Genomic DNA, 15,826 nt, shown 5'->3' with positions numbered 1-15,826 from the left:
TCGCACAAAGCAGCGGGCCGCCTCCCCGGAGGGAAACGGCCCGCACACGCGCGTGGAGCACGAAAAACGTCAGCCCTTGGCCTCCGCCAGCAGCTTCTGGATGCGGCTGACGCCCTCGACGAGGTCCTCGTCGCCCAGGGCGTACGACAGCCGCAGGTAACCGGGGGTCCCGAAGGCCTCACCCGGGACGACCGCGACCTCGGCCTCCTCCAGGATCAGCGCGGCCAGCTCGACCGAGTCCTGCGGGCGCTTGCCGCGGATCTCCTTGCCGAGCAGCGCCTTGACCGACGGGTACGCGTAGAACGCGCCCTCGGGCTCCGGGCAGAGCACGCCGTCGATCTCGTTCAGCATCCGCACGATCGTCTTACGGCGCCGGTCGAAGGCCTCGCGCATCTCCGCCACGGCGGTCAGATCACCGGAGACGGCGGCCAGCGCGGCGACCTGCGCCACGTTCGAGACGTTCGAGGTGGCGTGCGACTGGAGGTTGGTCGCGGCCTTGACGACGTCCTTCGGGCCGATGATCCAGCCCACCCGCCAGCCGGTCATGGCGTACGTCTTCGCGACGCCGTTGACCACGATGCACTTGTCGCGCAGCTCCGGCAGGATCGCGGGCAGCGAGGTGAACTTGGCGTCGCCGTAGACCAGGTGCTCGTAGATCTCGTCCGTCATGACCCACAGACCGTGCTCGACGGCCCAGCGGCCGATCGCCTCGGCCTCGGCCTCGCTGTAGACGGCGCCGGTCGGGTTGGACGGCGAGACGAAGAGGACGACCTTGGTGTTCTCGGTGCGGGCCGCCTCCAACTGCTCGACCGTGACGCGGTACCCGGTCGTCTCGTCGGCGACGACGTCCACCGGGACACCGCCCGCGAGCCGGATCGACTCCGGGTACGTCGTCCAGTACGGCGCGGGGACGATGACCTCGTCGCCCGGGTCGAGGATCGCCGCGAAGGCCTCGTAGATGGCCTGCTTGCCGCCGTTGGTGACCAGGATCTGCGAGGCGTCCACCTCGTAGCCCGAGTCGCGCAGCGTCTTCGCGGCGATCGCGGCCTTCAGCTCCGGCAGACCGCCGGCCGGGGTGTAGCGGTGGTACTTGGGGTTCGAGCAGGCCTCGATGGCGGCCTGGACGACGTAGTCCGGGGTCGGGAAGTCCGGTTCACCCGCGCCGAAGCCGATCACCGGACGCCCGGCGGCCTTGAGGGCCTTTGCCTTGGCGTCCACGGCGAGGGTGGCGGACTCGGAGATCGCGCCGACTCGGGCGGAGACCCGGCGCTCGGTGGGAGGGGTTGAGGCGCTCATGGGCCCATCGTTTCAGACCGGAAACCCGCCCGGCACACCGGTTTCACAGACTGAACAGGATCGGGCGAGCGTGGAACAACCGTCCGGATTCCCGCCCCGGCCTGGGCGATCTTCCTCCGGCAATCCCCGTACAGGCACTTTCTGTTCGACGACCGGCCCCGGAACACGTACACTCCTAGCTCGTTGGCCTTCAGCAGCCGCGCCCTATCTAGTGCACACCGAGCACCCGGGCGGATGCGGTACGTTGGGGATGTCACAAAGGGTCGTAGCTCAATTGGTAGAGCACCGGTCTCCAAAACCGGCGGTTGGGGGTTCAAGTCCCTCCGGCCCTGCTACACACATCTTCACCAGGATGTGTGCGCAGCGCATGTACGTACAGCAATGCATCGCCGTGCGGCTCAGACCGGGCGCGGCACGGCCACGACCCGGGAACAGGTGAGGATGAATGGCGGACGCCGTGGGCTCCATCGACATGCCTGATGCCCAGGACGAGGTGTCGGAGTCCAAGAAGAAGGCCCGCAAGGGTGGTAAGCGCGCCAAGAAGGGCCCGCTGAAGCGCCTCGGCATCTTCTACCGCCAGATCGTCGCGGAACTCCGCAAGGTCGTCTGGCCGACCCGTAACCAGCTGACGACTTACACGACGGTTGTCATCGTCTTCGTCGTCATCATGATCGGTCTCGTGACCGTGATTGACTATGGACTCAATCACGCCGCGAAGTACGTCTTCGGCTGAGGCCGGAAGCGAAGGGCGCCCTGACCGGCGCCCCTTTCGCGTGTTCCACCCCCATGTATCCAGGAAGAAGCAGCCACGTGTCTGACCCGAACCTGAACGAGGCCGTCGAGCCGGACGAGTCCGTGGAAGACGAACTCGACATCGTCGAGGGCGCGGACGAGGAGCTGGACGAGGTCGAGGCTGCGGACGCCGACGCGGGCGAGCCGGCCGAGGAAGCCGCCGTACACGTCGAGGACGAGGACGCGGAAGCGACCGAGGACCTCGACGACGAGGCCACGGCCGAGGACGACGAGGAAGAGGCCGAACCGGCCGAGCCCGTCGACCCCGTCGTCGCCCTGCGTGAGGAACTGCGTCTCCTGCCCGGCGAGTGGTACGTCATCCACACGTACGCCGGTTACGAGAACCGCGTGAAGACCAACCTGGAGCAGCGCGCCGTCTCGCTGAACGTCGAGGACTTCATCTTCGCGGCCGAGGTGCCGCAGGAAGAGGTCGCGCAGATCAAGAACGGCGAGCGCAAGACGATCAAGCAGAACAAGCTCCCGGGCTACGTCCTGGTCCGCATGGACCTGACGAACGAGTCCTGGGGCGTCGTCCGCAACACCCCCGGTGTCACCGGCTTCGTGGGCAACGCCTACGACCCGTACCCGCTGACCCTGGACGAGATCGTCAAGATGCTCGCCCCGGAGGCCGAGGAGAAGGCCGCGCGCGAGGCGGCCGAGGCCGAGGGCAAGCCGGTTCCGCAGCGCAAGGTCGAGGTCCAGGTGCTGGACTTCGAGGTCGGCGACTCGGTCACCGTCACCGACGGGCCGTTCGCGACGCTGCAGGCGACCATCAACGAGATCAACGCCGACTCGAAGAAGGTCAAGGGTCTCGTCGAGATCTTCGGCCGCGAGACGCCGGTCGAGCTTTCGTTCGATCAGATTCAGAAGAACTAGTACTTCGGCCGCGAGTGCGTGGGGGCTGGTCGCGACCACGCGACGGTAGTCGCATATCGACACAGCCTCGCGCCCCTGGTGAGTCAGGTCAGGCGGGTTCCAAGTGGACCTCCTGACCTTTCTCGTTTTTGGGCACGGCCCCTTACCCGTTATTGTTGTGCGGTATGCCTGCGCGCGGGAGAACAACCCGGGTGCAGGCAGGACCCGAACGAGAGGACCCGGAGAGCAATGCCTCCCAAGAAGAAGAAGGTCACGGGGCTCATCAAGCTCCAGATCAACGCCGGTGCGGCGAACCCGGCCCCGCCGGTCGGCCCCGCGCTCGGTCAGCACGGCGTCAACATCATGGAGTTCTGCAAGGCCTACAACGCGGCGACCGAGTCGCAGCGTGGCTGGGTGATCCCGGTGGAGATCACGGTCTACGAAGACCGCTCCTTCACCTTCGTCACCAAGACTCCGCCGGCCGCGAAGATGATCCTCAAGGCCGCTGGTGTCGAGAAGGGCTCGGGCGAGCCGCACAAGACCAAGGTCGCCAAGATCACCCAGGCGCAGGTCCGTGAGATCGCCACGACCAAGCTTCCCGACCTGAACGCCAACGACCTGGACGCCGCGTCGAAGATCATCGCCGGCACCGCCCGTTCCATGGGCATCACGGTCGAGGGCTGACACCCACCCTTCAGGACATACCGTGGCAGGGCCTGCTCGGCCCACACCACGACTCCTCAAGAACACACACAGGAGCAGTAGTGAGCAAGCGCAGCAAGTCTCTCCGCGCTGCGGACGAGAAGATCGACCGGGACAAGCTCTACGCCCCGCTCGAAGCCGTCCGTCTCGCCAAGGAGACCTCCACCTCCAAGTTCGACGGCACCGTCGAGGTCGCCTTCCGTCTGGGTGTCGACCCGCGCAAGGCGGACCAGATGGTCCGTGGCACCGTGAACCTCCCGCACGGCACCGGCAAGACCGCCCGGGTCCTGGTCTTCGCGACCGGTGACCGTGCTGAGGCCGCGCTCGCCGCGGGCGCCGACATCGTCGGCTCCGACGAACTCATCGACGAGGTGGCGAAGGGCCGGCTGGACTTCGACGCCGTCGTCGCCACCCCGGACCTCATGGGCAAGGTCGGCCGCCTGGGCCGCGTGCTCGGTCCCCGTGGTCTGATGCCGAACCCCAAGACCGGCACCGTGACGCCGGACGTGGTCAAGGCCGTCAACGAGATCAAGGGCGGCAAGATCGAGTTCCGCGTCGACAAGCACTCGAACCTGCACTTCATCATCGGCAAGGCGTCCTTCGACGACACCCAGCTGGTGGAGAACTACGGCGCCGCTCTGGACGAGATCCTTCGTCTGAAGCCGTCCGCCGCCAAGGGTCGCTACATCAAGAAGGCCGCGATCAGCACCACGATCGGCCCCGGCGTTCCGCTCGACCCGAACCGCACCCGCAACCTCCTCGTCGAGGAGGACCCGGCCTCCGTCTGAGCCCCGCGCTCACTCCGGTAGCCGCGTCCAGCGCGCGTCAGGATTCAGCGAGCCCCGCAACCTTCGGGTTGCGGGGCTCGTCCTCTTTTCGGACGGGGTGTCAGTGCGCTGCGCTAGCGTTTCCGGCAGGCACAGCAATCGCATAGGGGTGGGGACGAATGAAGAGCACGACCGTGCGCCGGGTGGGTCTCTCGATCGCGACGGCCACCGCGCTGGCCTCGGTGGCCGCCTGTGGTTCCTCGGGGTCCTCCGGGGGCTCCGGCAAGGACGACAAGGCCGTGGGCAAGGGCTCGACCCGGGTGAGCCCCATAGCGGCCCTGCGCAGCGCCGAGCAGTCCACCGACAAGGCGGACTCCGCGAAGGTCGAGTCCTCCACCGTCATGGGCTCCCTGATGTCCATGGACGCCAAGGGCACCCTCGGCTGGGGCGACGGCATCACCGGCGTCCTCACGATGACGTACACGGGCGGCACGATGGCCCAGACGATGCGCGCGGCCGGCAGTACGTCGATGGAGGCCCGCTATCTGCCCGACGCCTACTACGCGAAGATGGGCGACAAGTTCGCCGAGCAGGCGGGCGGCAAGCACTGGCTCAAGTACGACTACGACGACCTGGCCAAGCTCGGCGGCAGCTCCGGCACGTACCTCAAGGACCAGATGCAGAACTCCACGCCGAACCAGTCGGTCAAGCTCCTGCTCGCCTCCGGTGACGTCAAGAAGGTCGGTACGGAGTCGGTCCGCGGCCAGCAGGCCACGCACTACTCGGGCACGGTGAACGTCGCCGACCTCGCCGCCAAGAACTCCAACCTCACCGCGAGCCAGCTCGCCGGCCTCAAGAAGCAGCTCACCGCGGCCGGCGTCACCACGGAGCAGGTCGACATCTGGGTCAACGCCCGGAACCTGCTGGTCAAGAAGGTCGAGAAGGGCCAGATGTCCTCGGGCCAGTACAGCCAGACCGCCTACTACAGCGACTACGGCGTGAAGGTCGCCGCGACCGTGCCTCCGGCGAGCGACACCGAGGACTTCACGGCGTTGCTGAAGCAGCAGGGTGCGGGCTCGGGCAGCAGCGACACGTCGACCGGGTCCGGCACGAGTTCCTGAGCGGACGACAACTCCGGCCGGGCGCGAGTCCGGCCAGGGCCAACTTCGGTCGGGGCCAAGGGACTTCGCGGGGGCCCACAGGAGCTCGCCGAGGCTCACGGGAATGCGCCGGGCTCGCCGCCCTGCTAGTCGCCGAGGAAGCGAGGAGACGGGCGGCAACTCCATGAGCGCGGTACGTCGGCAAGGTCACCCTCGCCGATATCAAGGTCACCGGGGACATGTGGGTCGACGGCGTCGGCCGCGCCGAGCCGTTCCGGATGCGCGGTGAGGGTGACAAGGATCCGCTCGACATGACGGTCGCCGCGTTGATTAAGGACGCCCAGGACTGAGCCGTACGGGCGGATTTGCTTCTGTCCGTGGCGCTCGCGTACGGTGGTCCAGAAGCCAAAGACCGCTGGTCGTTGCCGTGCCTGTCAAAGGGTGTGGTGACCGAAGGATCCGCTGAACAGTGGACGACCCGCGCAGGTGAACTGGATGTGTTCCCGGGAATGGTATTTCCGGTCGAGCTACGCCCCGTGCGCCTGCGCCGGGGCGTTTTTTCTGTCCCAGCCCCTTCTGAGCGGTCCTCATCACCCGGAAGGAGGCCGACGCTCTATGGCAAGGCCCGACAAGGCTGCCGCGGTAGCCGAGCTCGCGGACCAGTTCCGCGACTCGAACGCCGCCGTGCTGACCGAGTACCGGGGTCTCACCGTGGCGCAGCTCAAGACGCTGCGTCGTTCGCTCGGTGAGAACGCCCAGTACGCCGTGGTGAAGAACACGCTGACCAAGATTGCGGCCAACGAGGCCGGGATCTCTACGCTCGACGACCTGTTCAACGGTCCGACGGCGGTCGCCTTCATCACCGGTGACCCGGTGGAGTCGGCGAAGGGTCTTCGTGACTTCGCCAAGGACAACCCGAACCTCGTCATCAAGGGCGGTGTCCTTGACGGCAAGGCGCTGTCCGCCGACGAGATCAAGAAGCTCGCGGACCTTGAGTCCCGCGAGGTTCTGCTCTCCAAGCTGGCGGGTGCCTTCAAGGGCAAGCAGACTCAGGCTGCGCAGCTCTTCCAGGCGCTTCCGTCGAAGCTCGTCCGCACCGTGGACGCCCTTCGCGCCAAGCAAGAAGAGCAGGGCGGTGCCGAGTAATTCGGCTCGCAGCATGACCGCCGCCTGAGGCTCCGCGCCCCACGGCAACGGTCGTAGCGGGCCGAACGTACGCCCGCCAGACATGTACACACCGGCACCAGCCGAAATTAGTGGAAGGAAGCCATCGTGGCTCTCACCCAGGACGAACTGCTCGCCGAGTTCGAGACCATGACCCTCATCCAGCTTTCCGAGTTCGTGAAGGCGTTCGAGGACAAGTTCGACGTCACCGCCGCCGCCGCGGTCGCCGCTGCGCCGGCCGGCCCGGCCGCCGCTGCCGAGGTCGCTGAGGAGCAGGACGAGTTCGACGTCATCCTCACCGGCGCCGGCGAGAAGAAGATCCAGGTCATCAAGGTCGTGCGTGAGCTGACCTCGCTGGGTCTCAAGGAGGCCAAGGACCTCGTGGACGGCGCTCCGAAGCCGGTCCTTGAGAAGGTCGCCAAGGACGCCGCCGAGAAGGCCGCCGAGTCCCTCAAGGGCGCCGGCGCCTCGGTCGAGGTCAAGTAACACCGTCTAGGTCGTGGACGAGGCCCCAAGGGCCTTGTAACGCCTAAGCACCGAAGAGCGATCATCCATCTGGGTGGTCGCTCTTCGGCGTTCCTGGGTCGGGTGAGCGGCAGCCTTGCGATCAGGGGTTCCCGGAGTATGGTGATCTTCTTCGTGCCTCCGAGCATCCCTGGTGGTATGTGGTGTGGGCCATGGAGCCCTTGACGAACCGCACGCAGCGCGCAATTCTCAGGACGCGTCGTCACAACGATCCGAATCCGAGGCATGGATCGGCGGCGAAGAGGGCAGTATCAACGCGTTGAGGACGTGAGCTTGCCGAGGGTGTTGAGCACGACGAGGGTCTCAAAAAAGCGGGGCTGGACATCAGTGCGCCAAGTGGCTACACTGACCCTTTGCGCTGCCTGTTAGCTGCTCCCTGCCCGTCACCAGGGGCATGCCCTCACTTGAGCATCGATGACCGGACTATCTCTGACCTGGCCTTTCCGGGCCGTCTCAGGAAGTCCATGTCTCTTTGCCCCTGAGAGGGGCCGGTACGCGCGTAGTGAGTCCGAGCCCTCGGAAGGACCCCCTCTTGGCCGCCTCGCGCACTGCCTCGACCGCGAATATGAACAACGGCGCCAGCACCGCCCCGCTGCGCATCTCCTTTGCAAAGATCAAGGAGCCCCTCGAGGTTCCCAACCTGCTCGCGTTGCAGACCGAGAGCTTCGACTGGCTGCTCGGCAACTCCGCCTGGCAGAGTCGGGTCGAGGCGGCTCTGGAGTCGGGTCAGGACGTCCCCACGAAGTCCGGTCTGGAGGAGATCTTCGAGGAGATCTCTCCGATCGAGGACTTCTCCGGGTCGATGTCGCTGACCTTCCGCGACCACCGTTTCGAACCTCCCAAGAACAGCATCGACGAGTGCAAGGAGCGCGACTTCACGTACGCCGCCCCGCTCTTCGTAACCGCTGAGTTCACCAACAACGAGACCGGCGAGATCAAGTCCCAGACGGTCTTCATGGGCGATTTCCCGCTCATGACCAACAAGGGCACCTTCGTCATCAACGGCACCGAGCGTGTCGTCGTGTCGCAGCTGGTCCGTTCGCCGGGCGTCTACTTCGACTCCTCGATCGACAAGACGTCCGACAAGGACATCTTCTCCACCAAGGTCATCCCGTCCCGGGGTGCCTGGCTGGAGATGGAGATCGACAAGCGCGACATGGTCGGTGTCCGCATCGACCGCAAGCGCAAGCAGTCCGTCACCGTCCTGCTCAAGGCTCTCGGTTGGACGACCGAGCAGATCCTGGAGGAGTTCGGCGAGTACGAGTCCATGCGCGCCACCCTGGAGAAGGACCACACCCAGGGCCAGGACGACGCGCTTCTCGACATCTACCGCAAGCTGCGTCCGGGCGAGCCCCCGACCCGCGAGGCCGCGCAGACGCTTCTTGAGAACCTCTACTTCAACCCGAAGCGCTACGACCTCGCCAAGGTCGGCCGTTACAAGGTCAACAAGAAGCTGGGCAGCGAGGCCCCGCTGGACGCCGGCGTCCTGACCGTCGAGGACATCATCTCGTCGATCAAGTACCTGGTGAAGCTGCACGCCGGCGAGACCGAGACCGTTGGTGACAACGGCGCCTCGATCGTCGTCGAGACCGACGACATCGACCACTTCGGCAACCGTCGTCTGCGCAACGTCGGCGAGCTCATCCAGAACCAGGTCCGTACGGGCCTGGCGCGTATGGAGCGAGTCGTCCGCGAGCGGATGACGACCCAGGACGTCGAGGCGATCACGCCGCAGACCCTGATCAACATCCGGCCGGTCGTCGCCTCCATCAAGGAGTTCTTCGGCACCAGCCAGCTGTCGCAGTTCATGGACCAGAACAACCCGCTGTCGGGTCTCACCCACAAGCGCCGTCTGTCGGCGCTCGGCCCGGGTGGTCTCTCCCGTGAGCGGGCCGGCTTCGAGGTCCGTGACGTGCACCCCTCGCACTACGGCCGCATGTGCCCGATCGAGACCCCTGAAGGCCCGAACATCGGCCTGATCGGCTCGCTCGCCTCCTACGGCCGGGTCAACGCGTTCGGTTTCGTCGAGACGCCGTACCGCCGGGTCACCGGTGGTGTCGTCACCGACGAGGTCGACTACCTGACCGCCGACGAAGAGGACCGATTCGTCATCGCGCAGGCCAACGCGCCGCTCGGGGACGACTTCCGGTTCGAGGAGACCCGCGTCCTGGTCCGCCGTCGTGGCGGAGAGGTCGACTACGTCCCCGGTGACGACGTCGACTACATGGACGTCTCCCCGCGCCAGATGGTGTCCGTCGCGACCGCGATGATCCCCTTCCTGGAGCACGACGACGCCAACCGTGCCCTCATGGGCGCGAACATGATGCGTCAGGCCGTGCCCCTCATCAAGTCCGAGGCGCCGCTGGTCGGCACCGGCATGGAGTACCGCTGTGCGGTCGACGCCGGTGACGTCCTGAAGTCGGAGAAGGACGGTGTGGTCCAGGAGGTCTCCGCGGACTACATCACCACCGCCAACGACGACGGCACGTACACGACGTACCGCCTCGCGAAGTTCTCCCGCTCCAACCAGGGCACGTCCGTCAACCAGAAGGTTGTCGTGGACGAGGGTTCCCGGGTCGTCGCCAACCAGGTGCTGGCGGACGGTCCGGCGACCGAGAACGGCGAGATGGCGCTCGGCAAGAACCTGCTCGTGGCGTTCATGCCGTGGGAGGGTCACAACTACGAGGACGCGATCATCCTGTCGCAGCGCCTCGTACAGGACGACGTCCTCTCCTCGATCCACATCGAGGAGCACGAGGTCGACGCCCGTGACACCAAGCTGGGCCCCGAGGAGATCACCCGGGACATCCCGAACGTCTCCGAGGAGGTCCTCGCCGACCTCGACGAGCGCGGCATCATCCGTATCGGTGCCGAGGTCGTCGCCGGTGACATCCTCGTCGGCAAGGTCACGCCCAAGGGTGAGACCGAGCTGACCCCCGAGGAGCGCCTGCTCCGCGCGATCTTCGGTGAGAAGGCGCGCGAGGTGCGCGACACCTCGCTGAAGGTGCCGCACGGCGAGATCGGCAAGGTCATCGGCGTCCGCGTCTTCGACCGCGAGGAGGGCGACGAACTGCCGCCCGGCGTCAACCAGTTGGTCCGGGTGTATGTTGCGCAGAAGCGCAAGATCACCGACGGCGACAAGCTGGCCGGCCGCCACGGCAACAAGGGTGTCATCTCCAAGATCCTGCCGATCGAGGACATGCCGTTCCTTGAGGACGGCACCCCGGTCGACATCATCCTGAACCCGCTGGGTGTCCCGTCCCGAATGAACCCGGGACAGGTCCTGGAGATCCACCTCGGCTGGCTCGCCAGCCGCGGCTGGGACGTCTCCGGATTCAACGAGGACTGGGCGAAGCGGCTCCAGGTCATCGGCGCCGACCAGGTCGCTCCGGGTACCAACGTCGCGACCCCGGTCTTCGACGGTGCCCGCGAGGACGAGATCTCCGGTCTCTTCCAGGCCACGATCCCGAACCGCGACGGCGACCGGCTGGTCAAGCCCTCCGGCAAGGCCAACCTGTTCGACGGCCGCTCCGGCGAGCCGTTCCCGGAGCCGGTCTCGATCGGCTACATGTACATCCTGAAGCTGCACCACCTGGTCGACGACAAGCTGCACGCCCGTTCGACCGGTCCGTACTCGATGATCACCCAGCAGCCGCTGGGTGGTAAGGCGCAGTTCGGTGGTCAGCGCTTCGGCGAGATGGAGGTGTGGGCGCTTGAGGCTTATGGCGCCGCTTACGCCCTCCAGGAACTGCTGACGATCAAGTCCGACGACGTGACCGGCCGCGTGAAGGTCTACGAGGCCATCGTCAAGGGCGAGAACATCCCCGAGCCCGGCATCCCCGAGTCCTTCAAGGTGCTCATCAAGGAGATGCAGTCGCTCTGCCTGAACGTGGAGGTGCTGTCCAGTGACGGTATGTCCATCGAGATGCGTGACACCGACGAGGATGTCTTCCGCGCAGCGGAGGAGCTCGGCATCGACCTGTCCCGGCGTGAGCCGAGCAGCGTCGAAGAGGTCTGACGGGAGTCCGGAGACCTGCGCCACGCAGGTCTCCGGCCCCAGGACCCCCGTATCAGACCCCAAGACTTACAACCCTGAGAGGGATTGACGCATAGTGCTCGACGTCAACTTCTTCGATGAGCTCCGGATCGGTCTGGCAACCGCTGACGACATCCGTCAGTGGAGCCACGGCGAGGTCAAGAAGCCTGAGACCATCAACTACCGCACGCTCAAGCCCGAAAAGGACGGACTCTTCTGCGAGAAGATCTTCGGTCCGACCCGGGACTGGGAGTGCTACTGCGGCAAGTACAAGCGCGTTCGCTTCAAGGGCATCATCTGTGAGCGCTGCGGCGTCGAGGTGACCCGCGCCAAGGTGCGCCGTGAGCGGATGGGCCACATCGAACTGGCCGCGCCCGTCACCCACATCTGGTACTTCAAGGGTGTCCCGTCGCGTCTGGGATACCTGCTCGACCTCGCCCCGAAGGACCTCGAAAAGGTCATCTACTTCGCGGCGTACATGATCACGTTCGTCGACGAAGAGCGCCGTACGCGTGACCTGCCCTCGCTGGAGGCGCACGTCTCCGTGGAGCGTCAGCAGGTCGAGAACCGGCGTGACTCCGACCTCGAAGCCCGCGCCAAGAAGCTTGAGACCGACCTGGCCGAGCTTGAGGCCGAGGGCGCCAAGGCCGACGTGCGCCGCAAGGTGCGCGAAGGTGCCGAGCGGGAGATGAAGCAGCTGCGCGACCGTGCGCAGCGCGAGATCGACCGCCTGGACGAGGTGTGGACCCGGTTCAAGAACCTCAAGGTCCAGGACCTCGAAGGTGACGAGCTGCTCTACCGCGAGCTGCGTGACCGCTTCGGCACGTACTTCGACGGTTCGATGGGTGCCGCGGCGCTGCAGAAGCGCCTGGAGTCCTTCGACCTCGACGAAGAGGCCGAGCGGCTTCGCGAGATCATCCGTACCGGCAAGGGCCAGAAGAAGACCCGTGCGCTGAAGCGGCTGAAGGTCGTGTCTGCGTTCCTGCAGACCTCCAACAGCCCCAAGGGCATGGTTCTCGACTGCGTCCCGGTCATCCCGCCGGACCTTCGCCCGATGGTGCAGCTGGACGGTGGCCGCTTCGCGACCTCCGACCTGAACGACCTGTACCGCCGCGTGATCAACCGCAACAACCGCCTGAAGCGCCTTCTCGACCTCGGTGCGCCCGAGATCATCGTGAACAACGAGAAGCGCATGCTCCAGGAGGCCGTCGACGCGCTCTTCGACAACGGCCGTCGTGGCCGCCCGGTGACGGGCCCCGGCAACCGTCCGCTGAAGTCGCTGTCCGACATGCTCAAGGGCAAGCAGGGTCGATTCCGTCAGAACCTGCTCGGCAAGCGCGTGGACTACTCCGCGCGTTCCGTGATCGTCGTCGGCCCGCAGCTGAAGCTGCACCAGTGCGGTCTGCCGAAGGCCATGGCGCTGGAGCTCTTCAAGCCGTTCGTGATGAAGCGCCTGGTGGACCTGAACCACGCGCAGAACATCAAGTCGGCGAAGCGGATGGTCGAGCGCGGCCGCACGGTCGTCTACGACGTCCTCGAAGAGGTCATCGCCGAGCACCCGGTTCTGCTGAACCGTGCGCCCACGCTGCACCGCCTCGGCATCCAGGCCTTCGAGCCGCAGCTGGTCGAGGGCAAGGCCATCCAGATCCACCCGCTCGTCTGCACCGCGTTCAACGCGGACTTCGACGGCGACCAGATGGCCGTACACCTGCCGCTCTCCGCGGAGGCACAGGCCGAGGCCCGCATCCTGATGCTGTCCTCGAACAACATCCTGAAGCCGGCCGACGGTCGTCCCGTCACCATGCCGACCCAGGACATGGTGCTGGGTCTGTTCTTCCTCACCACCGACGGTGAACTCCGCGACGTCAAGGGCGAGGGCCGTGCGTTCGGCTCCACGGCCGAGGCGACGATGGCGTTCGACGGCGGCGAGCTGGCGCTCCAGTCGGCCGTGGACATCCGCTTCCCGGTGGGCACCATCCCGCCGCGTGGCTGGGTGCCGCCGGTCCGCGAGGAGGGCGAGCCCGAGTGGCAGCAGGGTGACACCTTCCGCCTGAAGACGACCCTGGGCCGCGCGCTCTTCAACGAGCTGCTGCCCGAGGACTACCCGTTCGTCGACTACTCGGTGGGCAAGAAGCAGCTCTCCGAGATCGTCAACGACCTGGCCGAGCGCTACCCCAAGGTCATCGTGGCGGCGACGCTCGACAACCTGAAGGCGGCCGGCTTCTTCTGGGCGACCCGTTCCGGTGTCACCGTGGCCATCTCCGACGTCGTCGTTCCCGAGGCGAAGAAGGAGATCGTCAAGGGTTACGAGGCCCAGGACGAGAAGGTCCAGAAGCAGTACGAGCGCGGTCTGATCACCAAGGAAGAGCGCACGCAGGAGCTCATCGCGATCTGGACCAAGGCGACCAACGAGGTCGCCGAGGCGATGAACGCGAACTTCCCGAAGACCAACCCCATCTTCATGATGGTGGACTCGGGTGCCCGAGGAAACATGATGCAGATGCGTCAGATCGCGGGTATGCGTGGTCTGGTGTCGAACGCCAAGAACGAGACGATTCCCCGTCCCATCAAGGCGTCCTTCCGTGAAGGCCTGTCCGTGCTGGAGTACTTCATCTCCACCCACGGTGCCCGTAAGGGTCTGGCCGACACCGCCCTCCGTACCGCCGACTCGGGTTACCTCACCCGTCGTCTGGTCGACGTCTCCCAGGACGTCATCATCCGCGAGGAGGACTGCGGCACCGACCGCGGCCTCAAGCTGCACATCGCGGAGCGCGGCGCGGACGGTGTCCTGCGCAAGGCCGACAACGTCGAGACCAGCGTGTACGCCCGTGCGCTGGCCGAGGACATCACCGTCGACGGCAAGGTGCTGGCCCCGGCCAACACCGACCTCGGCGACGTCCTCATCGACGAGCTGGTCAAGCACGGCATCGAGACGGTCAAGACCCGCTCGGTCCTGACCTGCGAGTCCGCCGTCGGCACCTGCGCCATGTGCTACGGCCGCTCGCTGGCCACCGGCAAGCTGGTCGACATCGGTGAGGCGGTCGGCATCATCGCCGCCCAGTCCATCGGTGAGCCCGGTACCCAGCTGACGATGCGTACCTTCCACACCGGTGGTGTGGCCGGTGACGACATCACCCAGGGTCTGCCCCGTGTCGTCGAGCTCTTCGAGGCTCGTACGCCGAAGGGTGTCGCCCCGATCTCCGAGGCCCAGGGCCGCGTGCGGATCGAGGAGACCGAGAAGACCAAGAAGCTCGTCGTCACCCCGGACGACGGCAGCGAAGAGACGGCGTTCCCGATCTCGAAGCGTGCCCGTCTCCTGGTCAGCGAGGGCGAGCACGTCGAGGTGGGCCAGAAGCTCACCGTGGGTGCCACCAACCCGCACGACGTGCTGCGCATCCTGGGTCAGCGTGCCGTCCAGGTCCACCTGGTCGGCGAGGTCCAGAAGGTCTACAACTCGCAGGGTGTGTCGATCCACGACAAGCACATCGAGATCATCATCCGGCAGATGCTCCGCCGCGTGACGATCATCGAGTCCGGCGACGCCGAGCTGCTGCCCGGCGAGCTGGTCGAGCGTTCGCGCTTCGAGCAGGAGAACCGTCGTGTGGTCCAGGAGAGCGGTCACCCGGCCTCCGGTCGTCCTCAGCTCATGGGTATCACCAAGGCCTCGCTGGCCACGGAGTCCTGGCTGTCGGCGGCGTCCTTCCAGGAGACGACCAGGGTTCTGACGGACGCGGCGATCAACGCCAAGTCCGACTCCCTGATCGGCCTCAAGGAGAACGTCATCATCGGTAAGCTCATCCCGGCCGGTACGGGCCTGTCCCGCTACCGCAACATCCGGGTCGAGCCGACCGAGGAAGCCAAGGCCGCGATGTACTCGGCCGTCGGCTACGACGACATCGACTACTCGCCGTTCGGCACGGGCTCCGGCCAGGCCGTACCGCTGGAGGACTACGACTACGGTCCGTACAACCAGTGAGTAGCTGAAACGCGTTGAAGGGCGGCACCCCGCATGGGGTGCCGCCCTTCGGCGTTCCCAGGTGCTGCTCAGTGCGGTGTCAGTTCCCAGGCGGTGACCACCACTGTGGCGATGGCGGCCAGGGCGCCGATGCTGGCGAGCGGCCAGCGGGAGCGTTCCAGGGCGTCCAACCGCTGTTCGTGGTCGGCGAGTTGGCGGTCGGTCTGGTCGCTGCGCTGGACCAGCAGCGCGAGGGAGCCGTCGACCCGGGCGAAGCCGGCCTCCACGGTTCCGCGCAGCCGTTCCAGTTCCACGGCGACGGCGATCGGGTCGGACAGGGACGTGGGTTCGTTCACGCGTCCTCCCGTCCCGGCTCGGCCTTGACCAGCTTCAGCAGCGCGCCGTCGCCGGCCGCCGGCACGTCGGTGCGCAGCCAGGTGGGCAACAGTGCCTGTACGGCGGGCAGGGCCATGATCCGGGTGACTCCGGCGGCTACGGCCAGTGCCGCGGCCACCCAGGGCAGGGTGTCCGGGACACCGGCGGCGTCGACGACCACCGGCAGCAGGACACACAGGCCGACAGCGGTCTGGAGAACGGTACGGAGGGTGTGCTTGGCGGCCTCTGACATGGGTGG

General features: G+C 66.4%; 12 protein-coding genes and 1 tRNA gene. 10 read left to right on the top strand and 3 right to left on the bottom strand.

The annotated features are described in order from the left end of the window. Positions 1–69 precede the first annotated feature (69 nt). The gene (locus OG194_RS18680; RefSeq protein WP_327401963.1) at positions 70–1,296 is read right to left on the bottom strand and encodes a pyridoxal phosphate-dependent aminotransferase; all 1,227 of its coding nucleotides are present in this window, start codon (positions 1,294–1,296) and stop codon (positions 70–72) included. Positions 1,297–1,555: 259 nt separating this feature from the next. On the opposite strand from OG194_RS18680, the gene OG194_RS18675 reads away from it, so the two are divergent. The 10 genes from OG194_RS18675 (at position 1,556) to OG194_RS18625 (ending at position 15,213) form a co-directional block, all read left to right on the top strand. Then, a tRNA-Trp gene (locus OG194_RS18675) sits at positions 1,556–1,628 on the top strand. Positions 1,629–1,741: 113 nt separating this feature from the next. After that, entirely contained in the window at positions 1,742–2,029 is a 288-nt protein-coding gene (gene secE, locus OG194_RS18670; RefSeq protein WP_019055477.1) for a preprotein translocase subunit SecE, read from the top strand. 77 nt (positions 2,030–2,106) lie between these two features. Beyond that, positions 2,107–2,964 carry a transcription termination/antitermination protein NusG gene (nusG, locus tag OG194_RS18665; protein ID WP_327401962.1) on the top strand — a complete coding sequence of 286 codons (858 nt, stop codon included), beginning with the start codon at positions 2,107–2,109 and terminating at the stop codon, positions 2,962–2,964. Positions 2,965–3,192: 228 nt separating this feature from the next. Further along, entirely contained in the window at positions 3,193–3,627 is a 435-nt protein-coding gene (gene rplK, locus OG194_RS18660; RefSeq protein WP_019072313.1) for a 50S ribosomal protein L11, read from the top strand. Positions 3,628–3,707: 80 nt separating this feature from the next. Next, a complete protein-coding gene (gene rplA / locus OG194_RS18655; RefSeq protein ID WP_327401961.1) occupies positions 3,708–4,433 on the top strand; it encodes a 50S ribosomal protein L1 in 726 nt (241 codons plus the stop codon). A 158-nt stretch (positions 4,434–4,591) separates the two neighbouring features. Then, a complete protein-coding gene (locus OG194_RS18650; RefSeq protein ID WP_327401960.1) occupies positions 4,592–5,533 on the top strand; it encodes a hypothetical protein in 942 nt (313 codons plus the stop codon). 594 nt (positions 5,534–6,127) lie between these two features. Next, the gene (gene rplJ / locus OG194_RS18640) at positions 6,128–6,658 is read left to right on the top strand and encodes a 50S ribosomal protein L10 (RefSeq protein WP_019055481.1); all 531 of its coding nucleotides are present in this window, start codon (positions 6,128–6,130) and stop codon (positions 6,656–6,658) included. Between the two features lie 123 nt (positions 6,659–6,781). Next, positions 6,782–7,162 (top strand): 50S ribosomal protein L7/L12, encoded by a 381-nt coding sequence (gene rplL, locus OG194_RS18635; RefSeq protein WP_327407127.1) that lies wholly within the window; start codon positions 6,782–6,784, stop codon positions 7,160–7,162. 571 nt (positions 7,163–7,733) lie between these two features. Continuing rightward, positions 7,734–11,219, top strand: a complete 3,486-nt coding sequence (gene rpoB / locus OG194_RS18630) for a DNA-directed RNA polymerase subunit beta (RefSeq protein ID WP_327401959.1) — start codon at positions 7,734–7,736, stop codon at positions 11,217–11,219. Between the two features lie 94 nt (positions 11,220–11,313). Next, a complete protein-coding gene (locus OG194_RS18625) occupies positions 11,314–15,213 on the top strand; it encodes a DNA-directed RNA polymerase subunit beta' (protein ID WP_327401958.1) in 3,900 nt (1,299 codons plus the stop codon). A gap of 68 nt (positions 15,214–15,281) precedes the next feature. Here the strand turns inward: OG194_RS18625 and OG194_RS18620 are convergent, their stop codons facing one another. Together OG194_RS18620 and OG194_RS18615 are read right to left on the bottom strand one after the other, a co-directional pair. After that, positions 15,282–15,548, bottom strand: coding sequence for a hypothetical protein (locus tag OG194_RS18620; protein ID WP_327401957.1), 267 nt, complete (start codon positions 15,546–15,548; stop codon positions 15,282–15,284). Then, positions 15,545–15,820, bottom strand: coding sequence for a hypothetical protein (locus tag OG194_RS18615; RefSeq protein WP_327401956.1), 276 nt, complete (start codon positions 15,818–15,820; stop codon positions 15,545–15,547). The genes OG194_RS18620 and OG194_RS18615 overlap by 4 nt, the downstream gene beginning before the upstream one ends. Positions 15,821–15,826 lie beyond the last annotated feature (6 nt).

This window comes from Streptomyces sp. NBC_01288 (assembly GCF_035982055.1).
In the GTDB taxonomy this organism is placed as follows: Bacteria; Actinomycetota; Actinomycetes; order Streptomycetales; family Streptomycetaceae; genus Streptomyces.
Note: the sequence above shows the minus strand (reverse complement) of the source record. Positions and strands in the feature narration are given on the sequence as shown.